We start from the raw sequence: 20,784 nt of genomic DNA, 5'->3' as shown, positions 1-20,784 counted from the left end.
ACTCTGGCCCCGCTGGGCGAATCACGGAAATCAATCCTGTGGATGCGCCTTATCCATGGCGTGGATGACTATTGCTTGCATGGGTGGTGCCTGGTGAACCTGTCCCGACTCGACCTGAATCTCGTGATCGCCCTGCGCGCGCTGCTGGAGGAGCGCAACGTCACCCGGGCCGGCGAGCGCATCGGGCTGAGCCAGCCGGCGATGAGCGCGGCGCTGTCCCGGTTGCGCCGCCATTTCGACGACGAGTTGCTCGCCCGGACCGGCAACTCCTACGAGCTGACTCCGCTCGGCACCGCGCTGCGGGACCGCAGCGCCACCGCGTGCGACCTGCTGGAGCGCGTCTTCTCCAGTCAGGCCGACTTCGACCCTGCCGCGGAGACCCGTGAGTTCACCCTGCTCGCCTCCGACTACGGGGCGGCCGTGTTCGGTGCCGCGCTCGCCCGCGTCCTGCACCACGAGGCGCCGGGCATCCGGCTCACCTTCCAGCACCCGGCGCCCTCGGTTGTGGAGAACACGGCCACCGTGCTGAGCACCGTCGACGGACTGCTGATGCCGCACGGCGTCATCGACGGCTTCCCGGCCGTCGACCTCCACCAGGACCGCTGGTTGTGCCTGGTCGCCGACGACCACCCCGAGATCGGTGACGAACTCACCCTCGATCAGCTGGCCCGTCTGCCCTGGGCCGTCTACCAGCGCCCCTACGACGCCCCGGCCGCCCGCCAGCTCAGCATGCTCGGCATCAGCCCTCAGGTGGAGGTCTCCGTCCAGACCTTTCAACTGCTGCCGCACATGGTCGAGGGCACCCGCCGGGTGGCGATGATCCAGGAGCGCCTGGCACGCAAGGCGGTCCGCTCCGCCGCAGTGCGCGTCCTGCCCTGTCCCTTCGAGGCCGTACCGGTGCAGGAGGCGATGTGGTGGCACCCGGTGCACGCCCAGGACGCGGCCCACATCTGGCTGCGGCGGAAGGCGGCGGAGGTGGGCGCGACACTGACAGGCCATGGCACGGACGAGGCAGGCCACGGCACGGACGGGGCCGTGCGCGCCGGACAGGGCGCGGGGTCGATGCCGGGCCTGCTCTGAGCCTGGCCCGGCGGCAGCCGGTGGTCGGTGGCCTGGCAGAACTGGACGGAACGGCAGAGTGGATCCCGTACGTGTCGGCCTCGTTCTCGTCCGGTACGACGGCAATGTCGGCACGCGCGACGGGGCAGGGGCACCGCCTTCGGCACCCTGCCCCGTCGGCTTCCGTGGCTTCAGGCCAACTGCTCGGGCAGTGGCCGGGGATCCGCGGCGCCCGCGCGGCGCCGGGCACCCGACAGCCCCGCCGCGACGACCGCGGCGGCCAGGCCCAGCACACCCACGGCCCCCGCCAGACTGCCTACCGCCGACTCCAGGGCGAGCAGCACCAGCGGGCACACGAACTCGCCGCCGAAGAAGGCCGCCATCCACAGCCCTGTGCCACGGCCGCGATCCTCGAACGCCAGCCGGGACATGGCACTGGTGAGGAGGGCGGGCAGCAACATGCCCGTACCCAGACAGTTGATCACCGCCCCCACGACCACCAGTGGGGCGTTGCCCGCGAGGAACACCACCGCGAAGCCGACCGCACAGAGCGCGAGAACGGCCGGCATCATCGGGTCGGGGGAGCGCTTCAGCCGGGCGAAGGTGACGGCACCGGCCACGGTGGCGGCACTCGCGATCGCGGTGGCCATGCCGATCACCCCGGTGTTCTCCACACCGATGTCGTCGAGCAGGTAGGCCATCTCCACCGGGACCGTGTAGAAGACCATCGCGCCGAAGAAGGTGAGGGCACAGATCCCCGCCAGCTGCCGCCAGGGAAACGGACGTCGGGCCGCTGCCTCGGCCGTTTCGGTCTCGGCCCGGGCGCTGCTGGCGGCGGCGCGGGCCGCAGGGCTGGGCAGAGCGGTGGCCATCAGTGGGGCGAGCACCAGGCTCACGGCGTAGACCCAGAAGGGCAGGCGCCAACCCGCCGCGCCCAGAGCGCCGCCGACCACGAAGAAGGCGGTGGCCGACGCGGAGGCGCACATGGTCTGCAGGGCGAGGTACTTCACACGCTGGTGACCGGAGTAGTAGTCGCCGATCAGCGTCGTGCAGCAGGTCATGATCGCGGCCTCGGTGACGCCGACAAGTGCGCGGCTGGCGATGATCGCGCCCAAGGAGTCCAGCCAGAGTGGTGCCGTGCCGAACAGGGCGTACAGGACGGTCGCCACGATCAGCAGGCGTTTGCGGCCGAGCCGGTCCACGATCACGCCGGCGAACGGGGCAAGCAGCGCCAACGACAGCGCGGGAACGGTCAGCGCGAGGGGAACCAGCGCCTTGGCCCCCGGGACCGACTCGAAGTGGTCCTGCATCTTCGGCAGCACGGGGGCGATCAGCACCGCGCCCAGGATCGGCAGACAGCTGCCCGCCATCAGCAGGGTCACACGCAGCACATGGGCCGGGCCCGAGACGGCGACGGGTGACGGTGCGGCGTCACCCACCGTCGCGGGGGACGGGGACACGGAACCAGGCATGGCGACTCCAGGGGACGGTGTACGGGAGCGGGCATGCCTTTCACGGGCGCCTGCGGCACACGGCATGCTGTGGACGGCCGCATGTCGGCGGCTGGGCCGGACAGCGGCATGCGGGTCGGGACGACTGTGGGTTGTCGCTACCCGGGACGGGACGACACGGGTTGTCCCTACCCGGGACGACTATGGGTCGGCGGGCGCCCGGTCGCCATCCTCCGCGCGATCCGAATCCCGTATCCGGCTCATCCACGCCGTGGATGCGCTGCATCCGGGTCCTGGCACACTCCGCGCCTCGGGCCACGACGTGGACATGGAGCGAGCGGGTCCGCCGCCGCTGTCACGGTGGGCCCGCTCCCGGGTGGTGTGAGCAGCAGTCAGAAGGCTCCGGGGCTGCGTCCGAGGGTGTCCGTGGGGTCGCCGGGGTCGGAACCCTTGACCTGGCCGAAGTACAACTCGACCTGGGAGCGGAAGCGTTCGACGGACGCGCGGTCGGACATGAACTTCGCGAACGCCGTCGGGTCGGTGTTCTTGTACGAGGCCAGCGGTTTGAGGCCGGTCGGCGGGCTGACGTCCTCGCGGACGCACCAGGTCCAGGTGGCAATGGCATTCTTCTGCACGGTCCGGGAGCCGAGCCAGCTCATGAAGAGCTTGGCGCCGGCCTTGTGTGGGGCGTCCTTGAAGATGGCGCCGCGCTGGGCCCAGGAGTTGAAGCGCTCGGTGTCGGAGAAGACCTGTGTGCCGTTGGGGCGTGCGTCGCCGCCGACGGCGATCGAGGCGAGGTAGTCGCCGCTCGCCACTCCGGCGGCGGAGCCGGGCACGCCGCGGATCAGCTTGGGGTTCTGCTCGACCAGCTGGGCCAGGTAGTTCCACCCGTACTTGTCGACGAGCTGCTTGTAGCCGAACAGCACGGCGTCGTCGTCATTGGGGTAGGTCAGGACCAGCTTGTTCTTGTACGCGGGCTTGAGCAGGTCGGTGCCCTTGAAGTCGCCCGGGTTCGCCGGGAGTTGCTTGCTGTTGACGACGTAGGAGAAGGCGCCGTAGAAGACGCCGGTGTAGTAACCGTCCTTGTCCTTGGCGTTGGCGAAGACCTTGTCCCAGCCCACCGGCTTGTACCGGAGCAGGTTGCCCTGCTTCTTCCAGCGGTCGAAGTCCTGGGCGGTCTGGAGGATGGCGGCGTCGGCGACGAGGCCCTCTGTGGCGAGCTGGTTGTCGATCCGGGCGTCGTGGTACTTGCTCAGGTCGGTGACCAGGTTGAGCTTCACATCGGGGAACTGCTGTCGGAACGCGGTGGCCAGGCTGTCCCACTGGCCTGGAGCGTCGCCGCCCATGTAGACGGTGACCTTGCCGCCCTCGGCCTTGGCCTGCCGGTAGAGGGCATCGAGCTGGTCCTGCTCGCTCATGGGCGCGTGGTGGTGCGTGGGGGCATCGGCCATGGCGGTCGTGGAAGCGGCGCCCAGGGTCAGGGCCACGACGACGGCAGTGGCGCTCAGCGCCTGCTTCTTGCTGATTTTCACGAGGTTTGCCCTTCGCTCTATACGTTTGAACTCTCAAACGTTTCGATGAGGGGCACGCTAGTTCGTTTGAAACTTCAATCGCCAGTGAATAGGGTGTGACCATGACCACTTCGCCACGCTGGCTCGACAGCGAGGAGCAGCGGGCCTGGCTGGCCTACATCGACTTCTCCACGCTCCTGGCCGATCACCTCAACCGACAGCTCCGCAGGGACGCGGGGATGACGCATGCGGACTACAGCCTGCTGGCCCATCTCTCCACGGCTCCGGACCGCACGCTGACCATGTCCGAGCTGGCCGAGCGACTGAAGGTCACCCGCAGCCGACTCACCCATGCGGTGACCCGCCTCCAGGAGGCCGGCTACGTCAGCCGCCGGGAGGATCCCGGCAACCGCCGCAACCAACTCGCCGCCCTCACCCCGCAGGGGCTGGAGCTCCTGGAGCGTGCGGCCCCGGGCCACGTCGAGGCTGTACGCCGCGCGGTCTTCGACACGCTCACCCCTGAGCAGGTGGGCCAGCTCGCCGACATCGGCGAGGCGATCAACGCCGCACTGCAACGCATGGACGCGGGCGGCGACGACCAGGAGCCACTGCCTTGGCGCCGACGGTAGGGCGGCGTTCGTCAGGCACGACCGGACCGGTGCCCGGGCTGCGGACAGCGCGCGGTTGAAGCCGACACGAGGACGATGGCCGACACGAAGACGACGGCCGGCGCGAGGCCGGCCGTCGCGGTGGGCATGTCGCCGGGGCGGCACACCTGATGGGTGGTGCGCAGAGGTCGTACAGGGGGCGCCGGACCGACTGTCAGGGGGCTACGGCGCGGCCGGTCTGCGGGGAGATCCTGCCGGCGCACAGGCCGCGGGCGGTCAGCCCCTGCGCGATACGGGGGATCGCGGCCCGCGTGTTGGCGGACCAGTCGTGCATGAGGATGATCTGCCCGTTGCTGAGGCGCCCGGCGGCCTGCACGATGGCATCCGCGCCGGCGCCGTTCCAGTCCTGTGAGTCCACGTCCCAGATGATCTCGGTCAGACCGTACTTGGCCTCGACTGCCTTCACCGTCGAGTTGGTCTCGCCGTACGGCGGCCGGAACAGTTTCGGCGTACCGCCGCCCGCGGTCGCGATCGCCTGCTGGGTCCGGGAGATCTCCGAGTCGATCTGCGCCTGGCCGAGTTGGGTCAGGTGCGGGTGGGTGTAGCTGTGATTGCCGACCCACATACCGGCGTTGACCTGTGCCTGTACCTGGGACGGGTTGGCGGCGGCGTACTGCCCCTGGTTGAACATCGTGGCCCGCAGCCTGTTCTGCGTGAGCGCGTTGAGGAGGGCCGGTGTGTTGCCGGACGGGCCGTCGTCGAAGGTGAGCCCGACGTATCCGTTGCAGGCGGCGGCCTGCGCCGGGGCGGCGTTGACGGTGAGCGTGCCCGCGGCGACCAGTGCGACGGCGGCGAGCGTCGTCGGCAGGGGATGTAACGCGAGACGTGTTCGGGTGCTCATGCCGAGACCGTGATGTTGGAGCTGCCGCTGCTCTGGTACCCCTCGGTCGCGAGGATCATGTAGTAGCTGAAGCTGCCGAGGCGCATTCCCGCTCGCGCCCAGGCGTCGAAGTGGTTGCCGGTGGTGATGGTGCCGCCGGTCCTCTTCGACTGCCGGACACTCCAGTACTGGTTGAAGGTCTTCGTGCCTTCGACCGACGGGGCGTTGTACCGCGTCGTCTGGTAGAGGTCGTACGTGCCGCCGTCGCTGGTGACAGTGCCCTTGTACGTTCCCGTCGGCCGGTAGGTGCCCCAGTTGTCGACGATGTAGTACTCGACCAGTGGGTTGGACGTCCACCCGTAGAGGCACAGGTAGGCGTTGCCGGACGGGCTGAACGAGCCCGAGTAGGACACGGTCCTGCGGCCGCCGTTGCTCCAGCCCTTGCCGGCGACGAAATTCCCGGTGTTCCTCCAGGTGGTGCTGTAGCTGCCGCCGGAGCTGAGGTTCATGGAGACCGTGCCCTGCGCGTCGGTCCAGAACGAGTAGTAGTAGCCGTTGTTGGTACCGGTCTGGTTCGTGGTGACGACCGTGTCGGCGCGGGCTGTGCCGGGCAGGGCCAGCGCGGTCGCGGCGCCCAGCATCATGGCGCAGGTCTGCCTACGGCTCGGTTGTGCAGGTAAGAGGTTCATGTGCGGGTTTCCTCCGTCTTCCATGGGCGGGGGTTTGGTCGAACAGTGTTGACCTGCACTCGTCAAGCGTCAATAGTTTCGCCCCTGATCGCGAAACATTCGCGGAGGATCTAGATGTCTATGACCGCGATAATGCCAGGTGGTGGCCATCAATTGGTTCGCCGATGCCGTCATGGCGGTGATGTCTGTTCACCAGAGATCAAATAGATGGATTGCGGCTTCGAATGTTTCGAACGCCTCCACCTCAACGGGATCCTCCTGGAGGATGCTTTGGCGGAAGACGGCCTGCGGCCCGATCTGACTCTGTGGTCGGGGTAGTGAGGCGTGATGCGCGCGCTCGGCTGGCGAGTTGTGGCAGCGACTGCGAGTGGCACACTCTCGGCGCCACGCCTGGAGTGGGCGGGTGTCAGTGCCCGTCGGCTGTGTCGGCCTCGCTCGGCACGCGATCGCCCGGTCAGGTTCCTGCTGCCGGACGGGTGGCGCGGTTTCGTGGCCGAGACGTGGTCAGTCCGCTCTCCACGGCGGTGAGCAGGGCGAGAGCGGCGTCGAGGTGTTCGGTGTCGTGGTTGGCGGCGTCGGAGACGGCCGTGGCCCATTCCCGGCGGACGAGGGCGTAGTTGGTGCGTCCGAGTTCGGTGGCGTGGACGGTGACGCCGCGGCCGTCGCCCGGGTCGGTGCGTCGCTCGACAAGGCCCTTGCGCTCGAGTCCGCCCAGGACGGTGGAGAGGTTGGTGCGTTGCAGCCCGGTCGCGTCGGCGATGCGGCTGGGCGGGGCGTCGGGCTCGCGCTGCAGGTAGCGCATCACCATGCCCTCGGACGGTGAGAGGGGGATGGCTCTCTCGTCGGCGTATCCGCGAAACTGGACCTCCCGGCTGATGATCAGCACGAGATCGGCCAGTTCGGCCCACCGCCGCTCGTGGTCCGGTGCGGCCGTCGAGTTCGTCGGGTGCGCTTGGTCCTCCATCACGGCTCCAGGGTACGGGGTTGTCCGGTAGTAGTTATGGGTGCATACTCGTTATCAGCTCATAGTTATAGTCTCATAACTACAGTCTTCTGGGGGCTGTCATGACGACAAGCACTTCCTCGCGGCATACCGGGGCTGCGGCACGTTCCCCGCATGCCACGGCCCACGCCGGCGGCCTGCACCCGGCCGGGGTGTTCATCCTGCTGGCCGGCGCGTTCCTGCCGATCATGGACTTCTTCATCACCAACGTGGCCCTGCCCAGCATCAACTCCTCGCTGCACGCCTCCGCCTCGTCGCTGGAGCTGGTGATCGCCGGGTACGGCGTCGCGTACGCGACCCTGCTGGTCCTCGGCGGCCGGCTGGGCGACCGCTACGGCCGTCGGCGTATCTTCCTGGGCGCGCTCGTGGGCTTCGTACTGGCCTCGCTGGCCTGCGGTGTCTCCCCGAGCGTGGGTGCGCTGATCGCGGCCCGCATCGTCCAGGGCGCCACCGCCGCCCTGCTCATCCCGCAGGTGCTGGCGACCTTCCATCACGCCCTCGAAGGAGAGCGCAAGGCTCGTGCCGTGGCCCTTTACGGGGCGACCTCCGGCATCGCCGCCGTGGTCGGACAGTTGGTGGGCGGCCTGCTGGTCAGTGCCGACATCGCCGGCACCTCCTGGCGTCCGATCTTCCTGGTCAACGTACCCATCGGCGTGGTCGTCCTGATCGTGGCGGCCCGTATCGTGCCCGATACCCGCTCGCACCACCCTGTCGGTATCGACCTGCCCGGCACCGTGCTGTTCGCCGCCACTCTGACCGCCCTGCTGGTGCCGCTGACCGAGGGGCACTCCCTGGGCTGGCCCTGGTGGACCTGGCTGATGCTCGCCGTCGCAGTCGTCCTCGGCGTCGCCACCTACGTTGTGGAGAAGCGCACCGAGCGGCGCGGTGAGGTCCCGCTGCTGCCGCCGTCCCTGCTGCGCCTGCCGTCGATGTCCCGCGGCCTGGCCATGGTCTTCGTCTTCAGCATCGGTTTCGGCGCGTTCATGTTCGTCTTCGCTCTCACCGTCCAGAACGGTCTGCACGTCGACGCCCTGCACAGCGGGCTGGCGATCCTGCCGATGGCCCTGCTCTTCTTCGCCGGTTCACTGGTCGCGCCCCGCCTGATCACACGGTACGGGCGGGCGGCACTGTCCTCCGGCGCCGTCGTCCAACTCGCCGGAATCGTCTCGCTGGTGGCGGTCCTGCTCGGGAACTGGCCGCACGTCAGCCTGTGGGCGATGGCCGTGCCGCTGGCCCTGGTCGGTGCCGGACAGTCGATGCTGTTCGCCGGCCTGTTCCGCAGCGTGCTCGCCGACGTTCCCACGCACATGGCCGGTATCGGCAGCGGCGTGCTGATCACCCTGCAGCAGAGCGGACTGGCGCTCGGCGTGGCCACCCTCGGCACCCTCTATCTGGCGCTGGCCCCGCACAACGTCGCCCACGCCTTCGCCGGAGTCGAGTACGTGCAGATGGGCATCGTCGCCCTGCTCGCGGTCGGCGCCGCCGCCCTGCCGCGCTTCGACAAGGCCACGCCGGCCGCCACTCCCGTCGTCGACGCCTGAACCCGCCCTCACGAAGATCCGCCCTTATGAAAGGGAGCAGTGATGAGTCTTCTCGACTTGTCGCGATGGCAGTTCGCCATCACCGTGATGTTCCACATGACCTTTCCGGCGATCACCGTCGGTCTGTCGATCTTCCTGTCGGTCGTCTACGGCCTGTACTGGCGTACCGGCAGGGCGGTCTACCTGCAGATGTTCCGGTTCTGGCGGCGCATCTTCGCCGTGGGCTTCGCGATCGGCGTCGTCGCCGGCGCCGTCATCACCTTCCAGATGGGTCTCAACTGGGGTGTGTACGGCGCGAAGACGGGCCCGATCATCGGGCCGATCATCGGCATGGAGGTCGTGACGGCTTTCTTCGTCGAGGCCGGTTTCATCGGTGTCCTGCTCTACGGGGACGGCCGCGTTCGCAGGGGCACGATGTTCGTGTCCACCGTGATGGTGTCGGTGGGTACCGTGCTGTCGTCCACGTGGATCATCGCGGCGAACTCGTGGATGCAGACTCCCGCCGGATTCAAGGTCGTCCACGGCCAGTTCGAGCCCACGGACTGGATGCGCGTCATCTTCAACCCGTCGTTCATCTGGCGCTGGCCGCACATGCTGGCCGCCGTGCTGATCTCGGCGAGCTTCTTCGTCGCCGGGATCTCGGCCTGGTACCTGGTCAAGGGGCGTGCGAAGGGCTTCGCCCGCCGCTCGATGTCGATCGCGCTCGGGATCGCCGCGCTGCTGATGCCCGTTCAGCTCTACCTCGGCGACAGTGTGGCCGGGCATGAACTGCCCCGCCAGCTTTCCAAGTTGGAGGCGATCGAAGGCAACTGGGACAACGGTGACACCGGCTTCGTCCTGTTCTCCGTTTCGGACCAGCAAGCCGCGCGGAACATCGCCGAGCTCGACATTCCCTGCCTCGGCAGCTACATCGCCAAGGACCTGACCTGCAAGACGGCCATGCCGGGGCTGAAGCTCACTCCGGCCGCCGAGCGGCCGGACATGGCCGCGACCTTCTGGGGCTTTCGCGTCATGTTCCTGGCGGCCGTGCTGATGTTCGGCACGGCGTTCGCCGCGACGGTCCTGCGCATGCGCAACCGTCTGTGGACCGCGCGCCGCTTCCACCGGTTCGTCCTCTGGACGACACCCGTGGGGATCCTGGCCATCCTCGGGGGCTGGGTCACCGCCGAAGCGGGACGCCAACCGTGGATCGTGTTCGGGCAGCTCCGCACGTCGGCCGCGGTGTCCCGGCTGGCACCCGGGGAAGTCCTGTTCTCGGTGATCGGCTTCTCCGTGCTCTACCTGATCATGCTGGTGGCCTACGTCGTCTACATCGTCCGCACGATGCGCATCGGCCCGGAACGCGACGACCCTGGGCGGCAACCTCCACCGGGGAACCTGCCGGACACCGGCGCCGCGAAGGACGGCGTACCGCGGGAGCTTCCCGTGCCGCTCGGCTCGCGGAAGGTGGCGGCGCGATGACCACGACCCTCTGGTCGGCGACCGTACTCGTCTGTCTCCTGATGTACGTCGTGCTGGACGGCTACGACCTCGGAGTCGGCGTGGCCACCCTCTTCGAACGCGACCCCGCACATCGGCGGCACATGCTGGAGTCCGTCGCGGTGGGCTGGGACGGCAACGAGACCTGGCTCATCCTGCTCGGCGTCGCGCTCTGGGCGGGCTTCCCCCTTGCCTTCGGCACCCTCCTGCCGCACGCCTACCTGCCGATGACCGTGCTGCTGTTCTCCCTCATCGTGCGCGGCGTGAGTGTCGAGATGGCCTCCCAGGCGCCGCCGGCTCCCCGCTGGACCGCCGCCTTCGGCGTGGCATCGCTGCTGGCGTCGTTCGCGCAGGGCTTCACCCTGGGGACGCTGACCTCGGCGGTACATCTGCGGGGCGACGTCTACACAGGGTCGGCCTTCGGGGCCTTCAGCTGGTTCTGCGTGCTGTCGGGGCTCGCGGTCACGGCCGCGTACACCGCTCTCGGTTACGCCTACACCAAGCACAAGTCCTCCGGGCTGCTGCGGGAGTCGGCGGCACGACGGGGTGCGATCGCCACGGCGGTCGCCGGAGTCCTGCTGGTGATTGTCCTCGTAACCGTCGACACCACCGCTGCACCGCTGAACCTCGACAGCCCGGGGCGTGCCTTCGCGTTCGCTGTCCTGTTGCTGTTCGCCGCCGGGGGAGCGGCCACCTCGCTCGTCACGTTCCCGTGGAAGCGGCAGTCCGGGGCGGCGGACACTCTGCCGCTCGGCGGACTCGTGATCGCGACGGTGTCCGTGTTCCTCGCCCTGGGCGTGGCCCGCTACCCGGTGCTCGTACCGCCGGGTCTCACCGTCGACGGTGCGGTCGGCCCGCACCCCACGATGGTCTTCATCCTCGTGGGCATCGGCCTGAACATGCCCCTGGTGCTGGCCTACAACGTGTTCGCCCACCGCGCCTTCGCCGGAAAGCTCGATGCCGCGGGAGTGCACTCATGACCGCCCGAAGCTCACTCCCTGCACCGGTCCGTGTCGTGCTGCGTCTACTCTCCGCGGTCGCCTGGACCGTGCTGGGCCTGCTCGCCTACTTCGTCTGCCAGGGGATGTTCGGTGGCTACCGGCAGATCCACTCGCAACTGCTGACCACTCTGGGAATGATCGCCATCGCTCTGACCGGTGGTATCGCGTGGATCGTCGACGAGCGCCGCCCTCATGACGACGAATGAGATGTACGAGACGTACGGGGCGAGTGATGCGGGCGCCGTCGGAAAGGGGCAGGACAACGACGCATGGCTCACCGCATGCGCCGCGCCCGGGCGGCACTGGCTCCGCCTGTCGGGCGTCCTCCGGACACTGGAGACACTGTTCACGATCACCCGCTGGGGCGCCTTGGCGTGGACGGCCCAAGCCGTGATGGACCGGGCCAGGGCGCACGAGAGGTGGGGCCTGGTGGCAATCGCCGTCACGGGCGTGCTGGTGGTGGGCGTCGGCTGGACGGCGGGCACGCTCGCCGAGCGAGGCGCGCGTGCCGTCGCGACCGGCCTGCGCCAGCAGTTGACGGGTGCTCTGCTGCCGACTGCCGGGCGCATCAGCGAGACCGGCCCTGCCGAGGCCGCGTGGGCGATGGTCGACCTGGCCGACGACGTCGCCGACTTCCACGCGCAGACCGTGCCCCTGAATCGGTCGGCACCGCTGTCGATGACCGCCGTACTGGCGGTCACGGCCGCGGTGCACTGGCCGGCTGCGATCGTGCTCGTCCTGACCACCGCGCTGCTGCCCCTGAACATGCGCCTGGCGGGACTGTTCGCCCAGCACGGCGCGGACCGGCAGTCGGCCGCGACCCGGCACCTGAATGCCGTCGTCCTCGACAGCTTCCGTGGCATGCGGACGCTGCGCGAGCTCGGTGCGGTCGGCCGACGCAGCCGAACGCTGGCCACGGCCGCCGAGCAGCTGAACAAGGCGACGATGAGCGTGCTGCGCCGGGCCTTCCTGTCCGGGATGGTCATGGACGTCGTCATCACCTTCTCCATCGCGGTGAACGCCACGTACATCGGTCTGTCGCTGCTCGGCTATGTGCAGGTGCCGCACGCCCCGAGGCTCGACCTGTTCACCGGTCTGCTGGTTCTGCTGGTGTGTCCGATGTACTTCGCCCCGATGCGCGCCAGGGCCTCCGCCTTCCACCGGCGGGAGCGCGCCGTGATCGCGGCCGCCACCATCCGTGACATCGTCAAGGACACCCCCGCCGAAGTCGCCCGAGCGGCCGCTCCGCAGCTGACCGAGCCGGTCGGTGTGTCGCTGACAGCGGTCCGGTTCCGCTACGGCGGCGCCGACCACGACACCATCCATGCCGACGCCGAGTTCCCGCCCGGCACCTGGACCGTGATCACCGGTGCCTCCGGATCCGGAAAGAGCACACTGCTGTCGCTGATCGCCGGCCTGCGCCGACCGTCGGCCGGCTCGGTCCGGTGGCAGACCTCGTCCGAACGGCAGGCGCCGGCACTCGGCGGATGCGCCTGGGTCGGACAGCAGACCGTGCTGCTCGACGCGACCGTCCGCGACAACATCCGCCTCGGCCGTCCGGGAGCCGCCGAGCAGCAGATCCGGCAGGCCGTCGACGCCGCCGGGCTGAGCGCCGTGATCGAGGACCTCCCCGAGGGGCTGAACACCCGGCTCGGCGAGGGCGGTTGGGGCGTGTCGACGGGGGAAGCCCGCCGGATCGCCATCGCCCGCGCCTTTCTGCGCGGAGCCCGGCTCTGGCTGCTCGACGAGCCGACCGCCCACCTCGACGCGGACAGCGAACGCGAGGTCGTCGAAGCGCTGCGGCGGGCCACCGACGGCTGCACGGTCGTCATCGCCACCCACTCCTTCACGCTGGCCGCCGCGGCCGACACCGTGCTCGCGATCGACGACGGCGTCCTGCACGACGCGAGGCCGGTGAACGCGCGATGAGCGGCAGCCGCAGCCCGAACGCCCGTGGCCGGCGGGCGCGTTCCCTCGCAGCCGGCGGACTGGTGCTCGCGGTCGCCGCCGAACTGTCCTCCGCCGGACTGCTCGGTCTGTCGGGATGGTTCATCAGTGCCTGCGCCGTCGCCGGGGCCGCCACCTTCAGCTCCTTCTCCTACATCGCCCCCAGCGGCGGTGTGCGTGCCTTCGCCATGGCCCGCGTCACCGGCAACTACAGCAAGCGTCTGGTGCTGCACGCGGCCGCCCTGCGCCGGATCGCCACCGCCCGAGCCGGTCTCTTCGGCCGCGCCGCGGCCACCGAACGGGCACAGGAGGACCGCCTCTGGTCGGGTGAACTGCTCGACCGCAGCATGGCCGACGCCGACAGCGCAGGAATGGCGCTGATCGAGTGCACAACCCCCGTCGCCGTCACCGCCGTGCTGACCGTCGGTGCCGTCCTCGCCGTCGCGGTGTCCACGTCGGTCGTGCCGGCAGCCGTACTCGCGGCCGGCGTCGTCATCATGGCGGTGATCGCCCACCGTGCGCCCGGTGCCGCCCACGAAGCCGAGCAGCACACCCGCAAGGCGCTGCGCGCCGAACTAGTCACCGCCGTCGACGCCTGGACGGAACTGGCATCGCTCGGCGCCGCCCAGCAGCTCGCGGTGCGTACGAGGGCGAGGTTCACCCGACTCGACACCGCACGGGAAGTGGTCGGTCGGCGCAGGCATGGGACCACGCTGGCCACCGGCCTGACCGGCACGGCCACGCTGACCGCCACGGCTGCTGCCGGCAGCGCCCCGGATGCTCCCACGTTCGTGTGCATCGTCCTGTTGTCACTCGGCGTGCTGGCTCAGGCCGAACAGTTGGCGCATGCCGTCGATGCCCGAGCCGCCGCGAAGGCCGCACACCGCAGGCTCACGACAAGCGTCCCGGTCATGGCGGGCGACCCCACCGTTCCGGCGATGCGGTCATGGTCCACCGAGCAGGGCATCGGCTTCGCCGGCTACCTCCTTCCGCCGACGGCCCTCCGGCCGGGGCGCGTCCTCGGTGCCACCGTCGCCCGAGGCGCGATGCTCGTCGTCACCGGCCGCTCCGGCAGCGGCAAGAGCACCCTGCTCCGAGCCCTCGCCTCGTCGCTGCGGCAAGCGACCGAAGGCCGCGAGGGCCGGCCCGCCGTCGTGGCCGTGGCCGCCGACGACCACCTCTTCACCGGCACACTCGGATCCAACTGGCGTCTCGCCGACGCCGCCCTGACCGACGACGAGATCGACGAACGCCTCGCCGAACTGCGTCTGAGCGACAGCGGACTGACGGCCAGGACCCCAGTCGGTCCAGGCGGGAGGCAACTCTCGGGCGGGGAACTCCGCCGGGTCTACCTGGGCCGGGCCCTGGCCCGCCACCCGCACGTCCTGATCGTCGACGAACCGACCACGGGCCTGGACGACCGAACCGCCACACACGTACTGCGCATCCTCACCGACCTGCCCGACACCACCGTTGTCCTCGCCCTGCACGACGTACCGATCTGCCTCGAGTCGGCCGGGCAGGTGACCCGGCTGCCGCTCGACCACACCCCTCAAGAGGCACCATGACCACAACACGATCCCTCCGCGAAGCCGCCCAGGACAACATCTACGGGCGTTCCTCGGCCGGCTCCACCGCCGCGCGCATGACCTGCGGTCGATCCGAACGGCGGACGCGGCTACGCGCTGCTGCGTCCTTCGAGATGCAGCCACCTCTCACCGCTGGGCTGTCGGCTCGGTGGCGGGAGTGGACGCGACGGAGCGCCTGCCGACAGCAGGGGCCAGGATGATCGCCACGGCGGTGAAGGCGAGGACGACGATCATGGCAGCGCGAAGGCCGTAGTGATCGCCGAGGAAACCGAGACAGGGCGGCCCGACGAGGAACGCGACGTAGCCGATCATCGCCACGAGGCTGACCCGCGCGGCTGAGTTGGGCCCGGAGTCCGCGGCCGCCGAGAGCGTGACCGGGAAGCCGAGTGAGGCTCCCAGGCCCCAGAGGAGAACGGCGGCGCCTGCGAGGACGGCCGAGTCGGCGAAGACGACAACGGCGATTCCGCAGGTCGCGCAGATGGCGCTGGCTCGGACGACGGGGGAGCGGCCGAGGCGGTCGATGAGGAATCCGCCGGCGAAACGGCCGATGGTCATAGCGGTGGCGAAGCCGGTGTACACGGCTGAACCCAGGGCGGGGTCAACGCCGTGGCCGTCGACCATGAGCAGGGGCAGCCAGTCGTTGGCGGAACCCTCGGCCAGTGCCATGGCCAGGATGACCCCACCGATCAGCAACAGCCGTGGGTCCTTCCAGACCCGCAACGGGGCCTGTGTGGTCCTCGGGTCGGACTGCGAGCTGTCGTCTCGGGTCTTGCCGACCGCGTGGGGAATGGCGCGGAAGGCGTAGGCGAACATGGCTGCCGTGACGGCGGCCATGGCGGTCAGGTGCCACTGCACCGGGAAGGAGACAGCGGTGCACAGGATCCCCAGCGCGGCCCCGACGACGGTTCCCAGGCTGAAGAAGCCGTGGAGCGTGGGCAGTACCGTCCGTCCTGTGATCTGTTCGACTTCGGCGCCATCGATGTTGATCGCGACCTCTCCACCGCCCATTCCGGCACCGAAGAGGAACAGTCCGGCGGTGGTCACCGGGGCGGAGGAAAGCATGGTCCCGAGGCCGATCACCGCCATGCTGAGGATGATCAGCAGCGTCGCGGCACCCATGACGGGCCGGGTGCCGAACCTGGCCACGAGCGTTCCGGAACTGAGAATGCCGATCATGGATCCGACTGACAGCCCGAACAGGACGATGCCCATCTGCGCGGTGGAGACGTCGAGTTGGTCCCGGATGTCTGGTGTCCGGGTCACCCATGAGGAAATCGACAGGCCGGGTATGAGGAAGAAGAGGAACAGCGCCGCCCTGCGGCGGCGCGTGGCCGGGTCCATCAAGAGGTGTGCTCTTTCACGTGTGTCGGTCGACTGTTCACAGGACCGCCGCCAGCGACTCCAGCGACGCGCCGTAGTCGGGACCCACGGGGGCGAGGATCGCACTCGTGACACCCGCGTCGAACAAGTCCGCCAAACCGGACCGTGCCTGTTCCGGCGTGCCCGCCACGGCGAGCTGGCCTACCCATTCGTCCGGCAGGGCACGGGCGAACTCCTCCGCGCTGTCACAGCGTGAGCGCAGGGCGACGAGGTCGTCGTAGAAGGGGAGGGGGGCGATGTGGGGCCGCCAGTCCGGCTCTCCGACCACTGCGAGGGCGGGACGGACGGCTGCCAGCGCGACGGCGGGATCGTCGTCGATCGCCGCGATGTTGTACGCGACCAGACGGTGGGGGCGGGTGGGTGCGATGTGCTTGAGGGCTTCTGTCACGTAGGCGGGTGTCACCGGTTCAGCGAGGAGAGTGCCGTCGGCCACGTCACCTGACACGGCCAGGGACTTGGGACCGCGCACGCCCGCGAGGACGAGGGGGGCCGCGGCCGGGGTGGAGCTCTCGTGCAGTCGTACGCCGTCGACATGCACGTACTTGCTGTCCTGATGCACGGGTTCGCCGCTCAGCAGCGACTTCAGGACGGTGATGTACTCGGCCAGGAGGGTGAGGGGGCTCCTCGGCCATGCGCCGACGCTGCGCATCCAGGACGGCATGCCGTGGCCGACGGCGATGTCGAGGCGGTCGGGGTGCAGTTGGGCGAGGCTCGCGATCTCCATCGCGGTGAAGGCCACATTGCGGGCGCTGGCCGGCAGGAGTCCGACGCCGACCCGGATCCGCGTGGTGGAAGCGAGGACGGTGGCCGCCTGTACGAGTCCCCCTCGGTAACCGAGGTCCTCGACGACCCACAACTCGTCGAAGCCGTGTTCCTCCGCACGCCGGGCGAAGGGGATGATGTCCTGCGTCGGAGTGTCGCGGGGCAGGAGGACGCCGATGGTGCCGTCCCGTGTCGTCATGGTGATCTCGACCTCCGCAAGTTCACGCCGCATGGCGGCTGGGTGGTTCGTCGCGCGCCGGTCAGCCCTGGCTACGGGCCTTGGACGGTTGAATCCCGGTCTGGACTCGGCAGCGAGGATGCATGCTCGGCGTCAGGTCCATTGACCGCGACGGTACCGGCCCGGACACCGCGGGCCGGCTCGAGGGCCCGGTCGACGTCGTGGGACCAGACGGTGGCGGTCGGCCCGCAATCGGTGTCGTTGGCGATGTCGAGTGCTTCCTCGTCGGTGTCCGACGCGGGCACCGCGACGACCGGGCCGACGAACTCGACCTCGTCATCTTCTCGGGGCAGAAGTGGGACCGGCTGGGCAAGAGCCACGCGAAGAACGTCCGGGCACACCGGCCCGACGGCCACTACACCGACGGCCTGGCCCGCCCCACGGCGGACGGCAACGGTGGCTTCATCCAGCCCACCGGCAAGATGTACGCCATCAACATGGTCACCGTCGGCATCTGGAAACGCCGCGGAGTGATGGACGAGGAATTCGTCATGCATGACCAGCTGACGTTCATGGGACGGCTCGGGCCCGCCTGACGCGCCAGGACGATCCCACCGAGCTCGGCGTGCGCTTACGACAGCGCCCAGCCGGGAGCGGCCTCTCGACTGGGACAGCACCGGCGGATCGACCTGTCTGCGGACCAGCGCACGGCCCGGCTCGTGACTCTGCTCGACGCACACGCGATCTCGACGCACACGCGATGACGCGATGCGAACTGCGGTCGTCTCGGCGCCGGCCGCAGGCACCCGCCTGTTCGACGCCGCCCGGCCGCCCAGGGAGCCGGCTCCGTCGTTCTCGCGATCAGTGGAAGGGCCGTGGCAAGTGGCCGTGCCGGCTGGGGACGGCGACCGGCAGGATCGCCGTCCCGTACGGCCGGTGCTTCAGAGGATCCTGACCTTGTTGATGCGGACGCCACCGGGATGGTTCGGCCAGGTGTAGACGGTCCACTTGTCGATCGCCGCAGCGGGCTGCCACCTGCCGTCCCCGTACCACTGGACGCGGTTGTTGCCGGTCGAGATCCGGGTGACCCACCAGTTCGTGGAGATCAGGTCGGCCTCTCCGGCGTTGGCGTAACACCGCATCTGTGAGTTCTCGCCGGGCCGGTGGATGGTGATCTGCAGGAAGTCGCTCCGGCTGCACGTGCCTTCGTTGATCGCGAACGCGTTCGTCGCGCCGACGGTGAGTGAGGCCGTGACCGCGACGGACGTAAACGCGGCCAGGGCCGCCCGTCTGGCGATTTGTTTCATGGGGATTGTCCACCTTCCAGGGGCAGGAGCGGAGCGATCAGCGAGGACGAACTTGCCTCGCGTGCCGCTCCGTTGAGACTCGATGAGTGAAGCCACCGCGCGGATTCGTGGTGATCCTCTTTCGTCGGCGCGGCCGCTGACCAGCCCGAGAAGGCAGAACTGCCCAAAGAGACGTGAGGATTGCCTGACGGTCCATCGGCTGCCCTCCTGGGAAGGGACAGCGGCCGAATACGTGTGTGATGTGGTGACGAGCGTGCCCATCCCCGTGCCACAGGCTCGTTGCGGACACGGTTCGGCGTAGCCCGTCGGCACGGCGGGTGTCCTCACCTTCGCCGAGCCCGACACCTGGCACTAGCCCGACATCACCACCACGGATTCCGGTGCGGTTCACCGTCAAGGACGAGGGTCGCGGTGGCTGGATCCTCGGCGCCTCGTCTCCGGCTGCGCAGCTCTGGTCGCAGAACACGGCCCCGGCGAGATCGGCCGCCACCTCGGGGATGCGGTCGGCGTTGTCGCCCGTCACGATCCGCAGGCACTTCGCAACAGCCGATCAGCTGCCCCGTCCCGAGTGCGGGACATCCGGATCAAATTTTTGGACAGGTGTAGACAGGTCGAGAGGTCGGGGTCTAACTTCTAGACATGCCTGGACAGGTTTACAAGCATCATCGTGTCGCTCATGTGCTGGCCGAGGAGATCCGCGCGGGCGTGCATGCCGACGGCAGCAAGCTGCCCGGCGAGCACGCGCTGCGAGAGCGGTTCGGGGTGAGTCGGACGACGGTACGGCAGGCCCTCGGCGTCCTCGGCGAGCAGGGGCTCATCGAGACGCATGCCGGCATCGGGTCGATCGTCACCTTTGACGGTGCTCCCCTTGACCAACAGCTCGGCTGGACCCGAGCACTCGCCGCACAGGGCACCGAATTGACGACCGAGACCCTACGTTTCGAGCGGATACGGGACGACGCTCTCGCCGCCGAACTGGGCCTGGGATCAACTCGGTTCATCGCCCTTGACCGTGTCCGTCGACTGGTCGACGGACACGGCGTCTCGCTGGAGTTCAGCCGCGTCCCCGCCGTCGGGAGCCTCGCCGACCTGGCCGAGCGTGGACTGGACGACGGCTCCCTGAGCCGCACCCTCGCGGCGGCGGGCCGCATCCCCGACTCCGGTGAGGCGCACATCGCCGTCGCCGGACTCGACACGGACGAGGCCGCGATCCTGCACCGCTCGCCCGGCGAGTCCTTCCTCCGCGTCGCACAGGTGTTCCGGGACGCGGACGGGGGCGTCGTCGAGAAGGTCACCAGCCTGCTCGATCCGTCCCGGTTCCAACTGCATGTACGGACTGGCCGAGGAGCCCAGCTGTGACTTCCACACCCGATCCCGCCCTGCTCGACCGAGCCCTCGGTGCGTTCTACGGGCTCGCGCTGGGCGACGCCCTCGGGATGCCGACGCAGGTCATGTCCCGCGCAGATGTCGTGCGGGTCTACGGCACGCTGAGCGGCTTCGAGCCCGCGCGGTCCGACAACCCGGTGAGCGCCGGGATGCCGGCCGGATCCGTCACGGACGACACCGACCAGGCGGTGATCGTGGCTCGGCTCCTGGTCGAGGGCGACGGTCATGTCGATCCCAGGCGGTTCGCCGAGGAACTCCTGTCCTGGGAGAAGGAGATGAAGGCCAAGGGATCGTTCGACCTGCTCGGGCCGTCGACGAAAGCGGCCCTGGACGCGGTGACGCGCGGCGTCGACGTCAAGGAGGCAGGCAAGTACGGCACGACGAACGGCGCCGCGATGCGGGTGACGCCGGTCGGTATCGCGTTCGACACCGCCGACGCGGAACGCTTCCTGGACCGGGTCGTCGAGTCCTGCCAGGTCACGCATGACACGACCGTCGGGATCGCAGGAGCCGCCGCCGTCGCCGCAGCCGTCTCCACAGGAATCGCCGGTGGCTCGCTCGACGAAGTTTTCGAGGCCGCGATCACGGTGTCGGCGGCCGGCGCCCGGCGCGGGCACTGGACCGCGGGCGCCGACATCTCGGCGCGTATCGCCTGGGCACGCGAACTGGTGGCCGACCTGGACACAGCAGTGGCGCTCGACCGGATCGATTCGCTCATCGGCACCAGCGTCGCCAGCCAGGAGTCGGTCCCGGCCGCGTTCGCGGTACTGGCCCTCACCGACGGTGACCCGTGGCGCTCCGCGCTGCTGGCCGCGAATCTCGGCGGCGACAGCGACACCATCGCCGCCATCGCGGGTGCGATCGCGGGTGCCGTGGCGGGGCTCAGTGGCCTGCCCGGCGACGCCGTACGCACCCTGCAAGAGGTCAACGACCTCGAACTGGAATCCCTGACCCGGCAGTTGCTCACGTATCGCACCCGCTGAACCCGCACCCCATTTCCCCTGTACCGAGCA

19 protein-coding genes are annotated in these 20,784 nt (G+C 69.3%); 10 read left to right on the top strand and 9 right to left on the bottom strand.

Annotated elements, in window-relative coordinates; genetic code table 11:
* Nucleotides 1-93 precede the first annotated feature (93 nt).
* Nucleotides 94-1,080 carry a LysR family transcriptional regulator gene (locus JEQ17_RS01840; protein ID WP_234048001.1) on the top strand — a complete coding sequence of 329 codons (987 nt, stop codon included), beginning with the start codon at nt 94-96 and terminating at the stop codon, nt 1,078-1,080.
* Nucleotides 1,081-1,250: 170 nt separating this feature from the next.
* Here JEQ17_RS01840 and JEQ17_RS01835 read toward each other — a convergent pair whose 3' ends face one another.
* A complete protein-coding gene (locus JEQ17_RS01835) occupies nt 1,251-2,531 on the bottom strand; it encodes an MFS transporter (protein ID WP_200393508.1) in 1,281 nt (426 codons plus the stop codon).
* A gap of 371 nt (nt 2,532-2,902) precedes the next feature.
* Nucleotides 2,903-4,042, bottom strand: a complete 1,140-nt coding sequence (locus JEQ17_RS01830; RefSeq protein ID WP_234048000.1) for an ABC transporter substrate-binding protein — start codon at nt 4,040-4,042, stop codon at nt 2,903-2,905.
* 101 nt (nt 4,043-4,143) lie between these two features.
* Between JEQ17_RS01830 and JEQ17_RS01825 the strand changes: the two genes are divergently transcribed.
* A complete protein-coding gene (locus tag JEQ17_RS01825) occupies nt 4,144-4,650 on the top strand; it encodes a MarR family winged helix-turn-helix transcriptional regulator (protein WP_200393507.1) in 507 nt (168 codons plus the stop codon).
* A 193-nt stretch (nt 4,651-4,843) separates the two neighbouring features.
* Here the strand turns inward: JEQ17_RS01825 and JEQ17_RS01820 are convergent, their stop codons facing one another.
* The 3 genes from JEQ17_RS01820 to JEQ17_RS01810 all read right to left on the bottom strand — a co-directional run bounded on the left by JEQ17_RS01820 (nt 4,844) and on the right by JEQ17_RS01810 (nt 7,162).
* Entirely contained in the window at nt 4,844-5,530 is a 687-nt protein-coding gene (locus JEQ17_RS01820) for a polysaccharide deacetylase family protein (RefSeq protein ID WP_200393506.1), read from the bottom strand.
* Nucleotides 5,527-6,198 carry a glycoside hydrolase family 11 protein gene (locus JEQ17_RS01815; RefSeq protein WP_234047999.1) on the bottom strand — a complete coding sequence of 224 codons (672 nt, stop codon included), beginning with the start codon at nt 6,196-6,198 and terminating at the stop codon, nt 5,527-5,529. The genes JEQ17_RS01820 and JEQ17_RS01815 overlap by 4 nt, the downstream gene beginning before the upstream one ends.
* A gap of 454 nt (nt 6,199-6,652) precedes the next feature.
* Nucleotides 6,653-7,162: a MarR family winged helix-turn-helix transcriptional regulator gene (locus tag JEQ17_RS01810; protein WP_200401242.1), complete on the bottom strand. Its 510-nt coding sequence runs from the start codon at nt 7,160-7,162 to the stop codon at nt 6,653-6,655.
* Nucleotides 7,163-7,263: 101 nt separating this feature from the next.
* Between JEQ17_RS01810 and JEQ17_RS01805 the strand changes: the two genes are divergently transcribed.
* The 6 genes from JEQ17_RS01805 to JEQ17_RS01780 are packed head-to-tail and all read left to right on the top strand — an operon-like array spanning nt 7,264 to nt 14,737.
* Nucleotides 7,264-8,742, top strand: coding sequence for an MFS transporter (locus JEQ17_RS01805; protein ID WP_234047998.1), 1,479 nt, complete (start codon nt 7,264-7,266; stop codon nt 8,740-8,742).
* A gap of 42 nt (nt 8,743-8,784) precedes the next feature.
* A complete protein-coding gene (locus JEQ17_RS01800) occupies nt 8,785-10,203 on the top strand; it encodes a cytochrome ubiquinol oxidase subunit I (protein ID WP_200393505.1) in 1,419 nt (472 codons plus the stop codon).
* Entirely contained in the window at nt 10,200-11,201 is a 1,002-nt protein-coding gene (locus JEQ17_RS01795) for a cytochrome d ubiquinol oxidase subunit II (RefSeq protein WP_200393504.1), read from the top strand. Before JEQ17_RS01800 ends, JEQ17_RS01795 begins: the two co-directional genes overlap by 4 nt.
* A complete protein-coding gene (locus JEQ17_RS01790) occupies nt 11,198-11,428 on the top strand; it encodes a hypothetical protein (RefSeq protein ID WP_200393503.1) in 231 nt (76 codons plus the stop codon). Before JEQ17_RS01795 ends, JEQ17_RS01790 begins: the two co-directional genes overlap by 4 nt.
* A complete protein-coding gene (locus tag JEQ17_RS01785; protein ID WP_200393502.1) occupies nt 11,415-13,151 on the top strand; it encodes an ABC transporter ATP-binding protein/permease in 1,737 nt (578 codons plus the stop codon). Before JEQ17_RS01790 ends, JEQ17_RS01785 begins: the two co-directional genes overlap by 14 nt.
* Nucleotides 13,148-14,737 carry an ATP-binding cassette domain-containing protein gene (locus JEQ17_RS01780; protein ID WP_200393501.1) on the top strand — a complete coding sequence of 530 codons (1,590 nt, stop codon included), beginning with the start codon at nt 13,148-13,150 and terminating at the stop codon, nt 14,735-14,737. Before JEQ17_RS01785 ends, JEQ17_RS01780 begins: the two co-directional genes overlap by 4 nt.
* A 147-nt stretch (nt 14,738-14,884) precedes the next feature.
* Here JEQ17_RS01780 and JEQ17_RS01775 read toward each other — a convergent pair whose 3' ends face one another.
* The 4 genes from JEQ17_RS01775 to JEQ17_RS01760 form a co-directional block, all read right to left on the bottom strand.
* Entirely contained in the window at nt 14,885-16,099 is a 1,215-nt protein-coding gene (locus JEQ17_RS01775) for an MFS transporter (RefSeq protein WP_200393500.1), read from the bottom strand.
* 37 nt (nt 16,100-16,136) lie between these two features.
* Entirely contained in the window at nt 16,137-17,132 is a 996-nt protein-coding gene (locus JEQ17_RS01770; protein WP_234047997.1) for an LLM class flavin-dependent oxidoreductase, read from the bottom strand.
* Between the two features lie 38 nt (nt 17,133-17,170).
* Nucleotides 17,171-17,635 carry an aldehyde dehydrogenase family protein gene (locus tag JEQ17_RS50825; protein WP_200393499.1) on the bottom strand — a complete coding sequence of 155 codons (465 nt, stop codon included), beginning with the start codon at nt 17,633-17,635 and terminating at the stop codon, nt 17,171-17,173.
* 384 nt (nt 17,636-18,019) lie between these two features.
* Entirely contained in the window at nt 18,020-18,385 is a 366-nt protein-coding gene (locus JEQ17_RS01760) for a beta/gamma crystallin domain-containing protein (protein ID WP_200393498.1), read from the bottom strand.
* A gap of 639 nt (nt 18,386-19,024) precedes the next feature.
* Between JEQ17_RS01760 and JEQ17_RS01755 the strand changes: the two genes are divergently transcribed.
* A complete protein-coding gene (locus tag JEQ17_RS01755; protein WP_200393497.1) occupies nt 19,025-19,744 on the top strand; it encodes a GntR family transcriptional regulator in 720 nt (239 codons plus the stop codon).
* Complete coding sequence (locus JEQ17_RS01750; RefSeq protein ID WP_267924739.1) at nt 19,741-20,754, top strand: ADP-ribosylglycohydrolase family protein; 1,014 nt, start codon at nt 19,741-19,743, stop codon at nt 20,752-20,754. The genes JEQ17_RS01755 and JEQ17_RS01750 overlap by 4 nt, the downstream gene beginning before the upstream one ends.
* The last annotated feature ends 30 nt before the right edge of the window (nt 20,755-20,784 follow it).

The sequence above is a fragment of the Streptomyces liliifuscus genome (assembly GCF_016598615.1).
Classification (GTDB): Bacteria; Actinomycetota; Actinomycetes; order Streptomycetales; family Streptomycetaceae; genus Streptomyces; species Streptomyces liliifuscus.
This window is presented reverse-complemented; position numbering and strand designations above follow the sequence as displayed.

What these genes read in the sequence shown, in the direction of transcription:
- JEQ17_RS01770 (WP_234047997.1), bottom strand. Translation starts at nt 17,132, where the DNA reads ATGCGGCGTGAACTTGCGGAGGTCGAGATCACCATGACGACACGGGAC.
- JEQ17_RS01760 (WP_200393498.1), bottom strand. Translation starts at nt 18,385, where the DNA reads ATGAAACAAATCGCCAGACGGGCGGCCCTGGCCGCGTTTACGTCCGTC.
- JEQ17_RS01805 (WP_234047998.1), top strand. Translation starts at nt 7,264, where the DNA reads ATGACGACAAGCACTTCCTCGCGGCATACCGGGGCTGCGGCACGTTCC.
- JEQ17_RS01785 (WP_200393502.1), top strand. Translation starts at nt 11,415, where the DNA reads ATGACGACGAATGAGATGTACGAGACGTACGGGGCGAGTGATGCGGGC.
- JEQ17_RS01825 (WP_200393507.1), top strand. Translation starts at nt 4,144, where the DNA reads ATGACCACTTCGCCACGCTGGCTCGACAGCGAGGAGCAGCGGGCCTGG.
- JEQ17_RS01800 (WP_200393505.1), top strand. Translation starts at nt 8,785, where the DNA reads ATGAGTCTTCTCGACTTGTCGCGATGGCAGTTCGCCATCACCGTGATG.
- JEQ17_RS01755 (WP_200393497.1), top strand. Translation starts at nt 19,025, where the DNA reads ATGCCTGGACAGGTTTACAAGCATCATCGTGTCGCTCATGTGCTGGCC.
- JEQ17_RS01810 (WP_200401242.1), bottom strand. Translation starts at nt 7,162, where the DNA reads ATGGAGGACCAAGCGCACCCGACGAACTCGACGGCCGCACCGGACCAC.
- JEQ17_RS01780 (WP_200393501.1), top strand. Translation starts at nt 13,148, where the DNA reads ATGAGCGGCAGCCGCAGCCCGAACGCCCGTGGCCGGCGGGCGCGTTCC.
- JEQ17_RS01795 (WP_200393504.1), top strand. Translation starts at nt 10,200, where the DNA reads ATGACCACGACCCTCTGGTCGGCGACCGTACTCGTCTGTCTCCTGATG.
- JEQ17_RS01815 (WP_234047999.1), bottom strand. Translation starts at nt 6,198, where the DNA reads ATGAACCTCTTACCTGCACAACCGAGCCGTAGGCAGACCTGCGCCATG.
- JEQ17_RS50825 (WP_200393499.1), bottom strand. Translation starts at nt 17,635, where the DNA reads ATGCATGACGAATTCCTCGTCCATCACTCCGCGGCGTTTCCAGATGCC.
- JEQ17_RS01775 (WP_200393500.1), bottom strand. Translation starts at nt 16,099, where the DNA reads ATGGACCCGGCCACGCGCCGCCGCAGGGCGGCGCTGTTCCTCTTCTTC.
- JEQ17_RS01835 (WP_200393508.1), bottom strand. Translation starts at nt 2,531, where the DNA reads ATGCCTGGTTCCGTGTCCCCGTCCCCCGCGACGGTGGGTGACGCCGCA.
- JEQ17_RS01820 (WP_200393506.1), bottom strand. Translation starts at nt 5,530, where the DNA reads ATGAGCACCCGAACACGTCTCGCGTTACATCCCCTGCCGACGACGCTC.
- JEQ17_RS01790 (WP_200393503.1), top strand. Translation starts at nt 11,198, where the DNA reads ATGACCGCCCGAAGCTCACTCCCTGCACCGGTCCGTGTCGTGCTGCGT.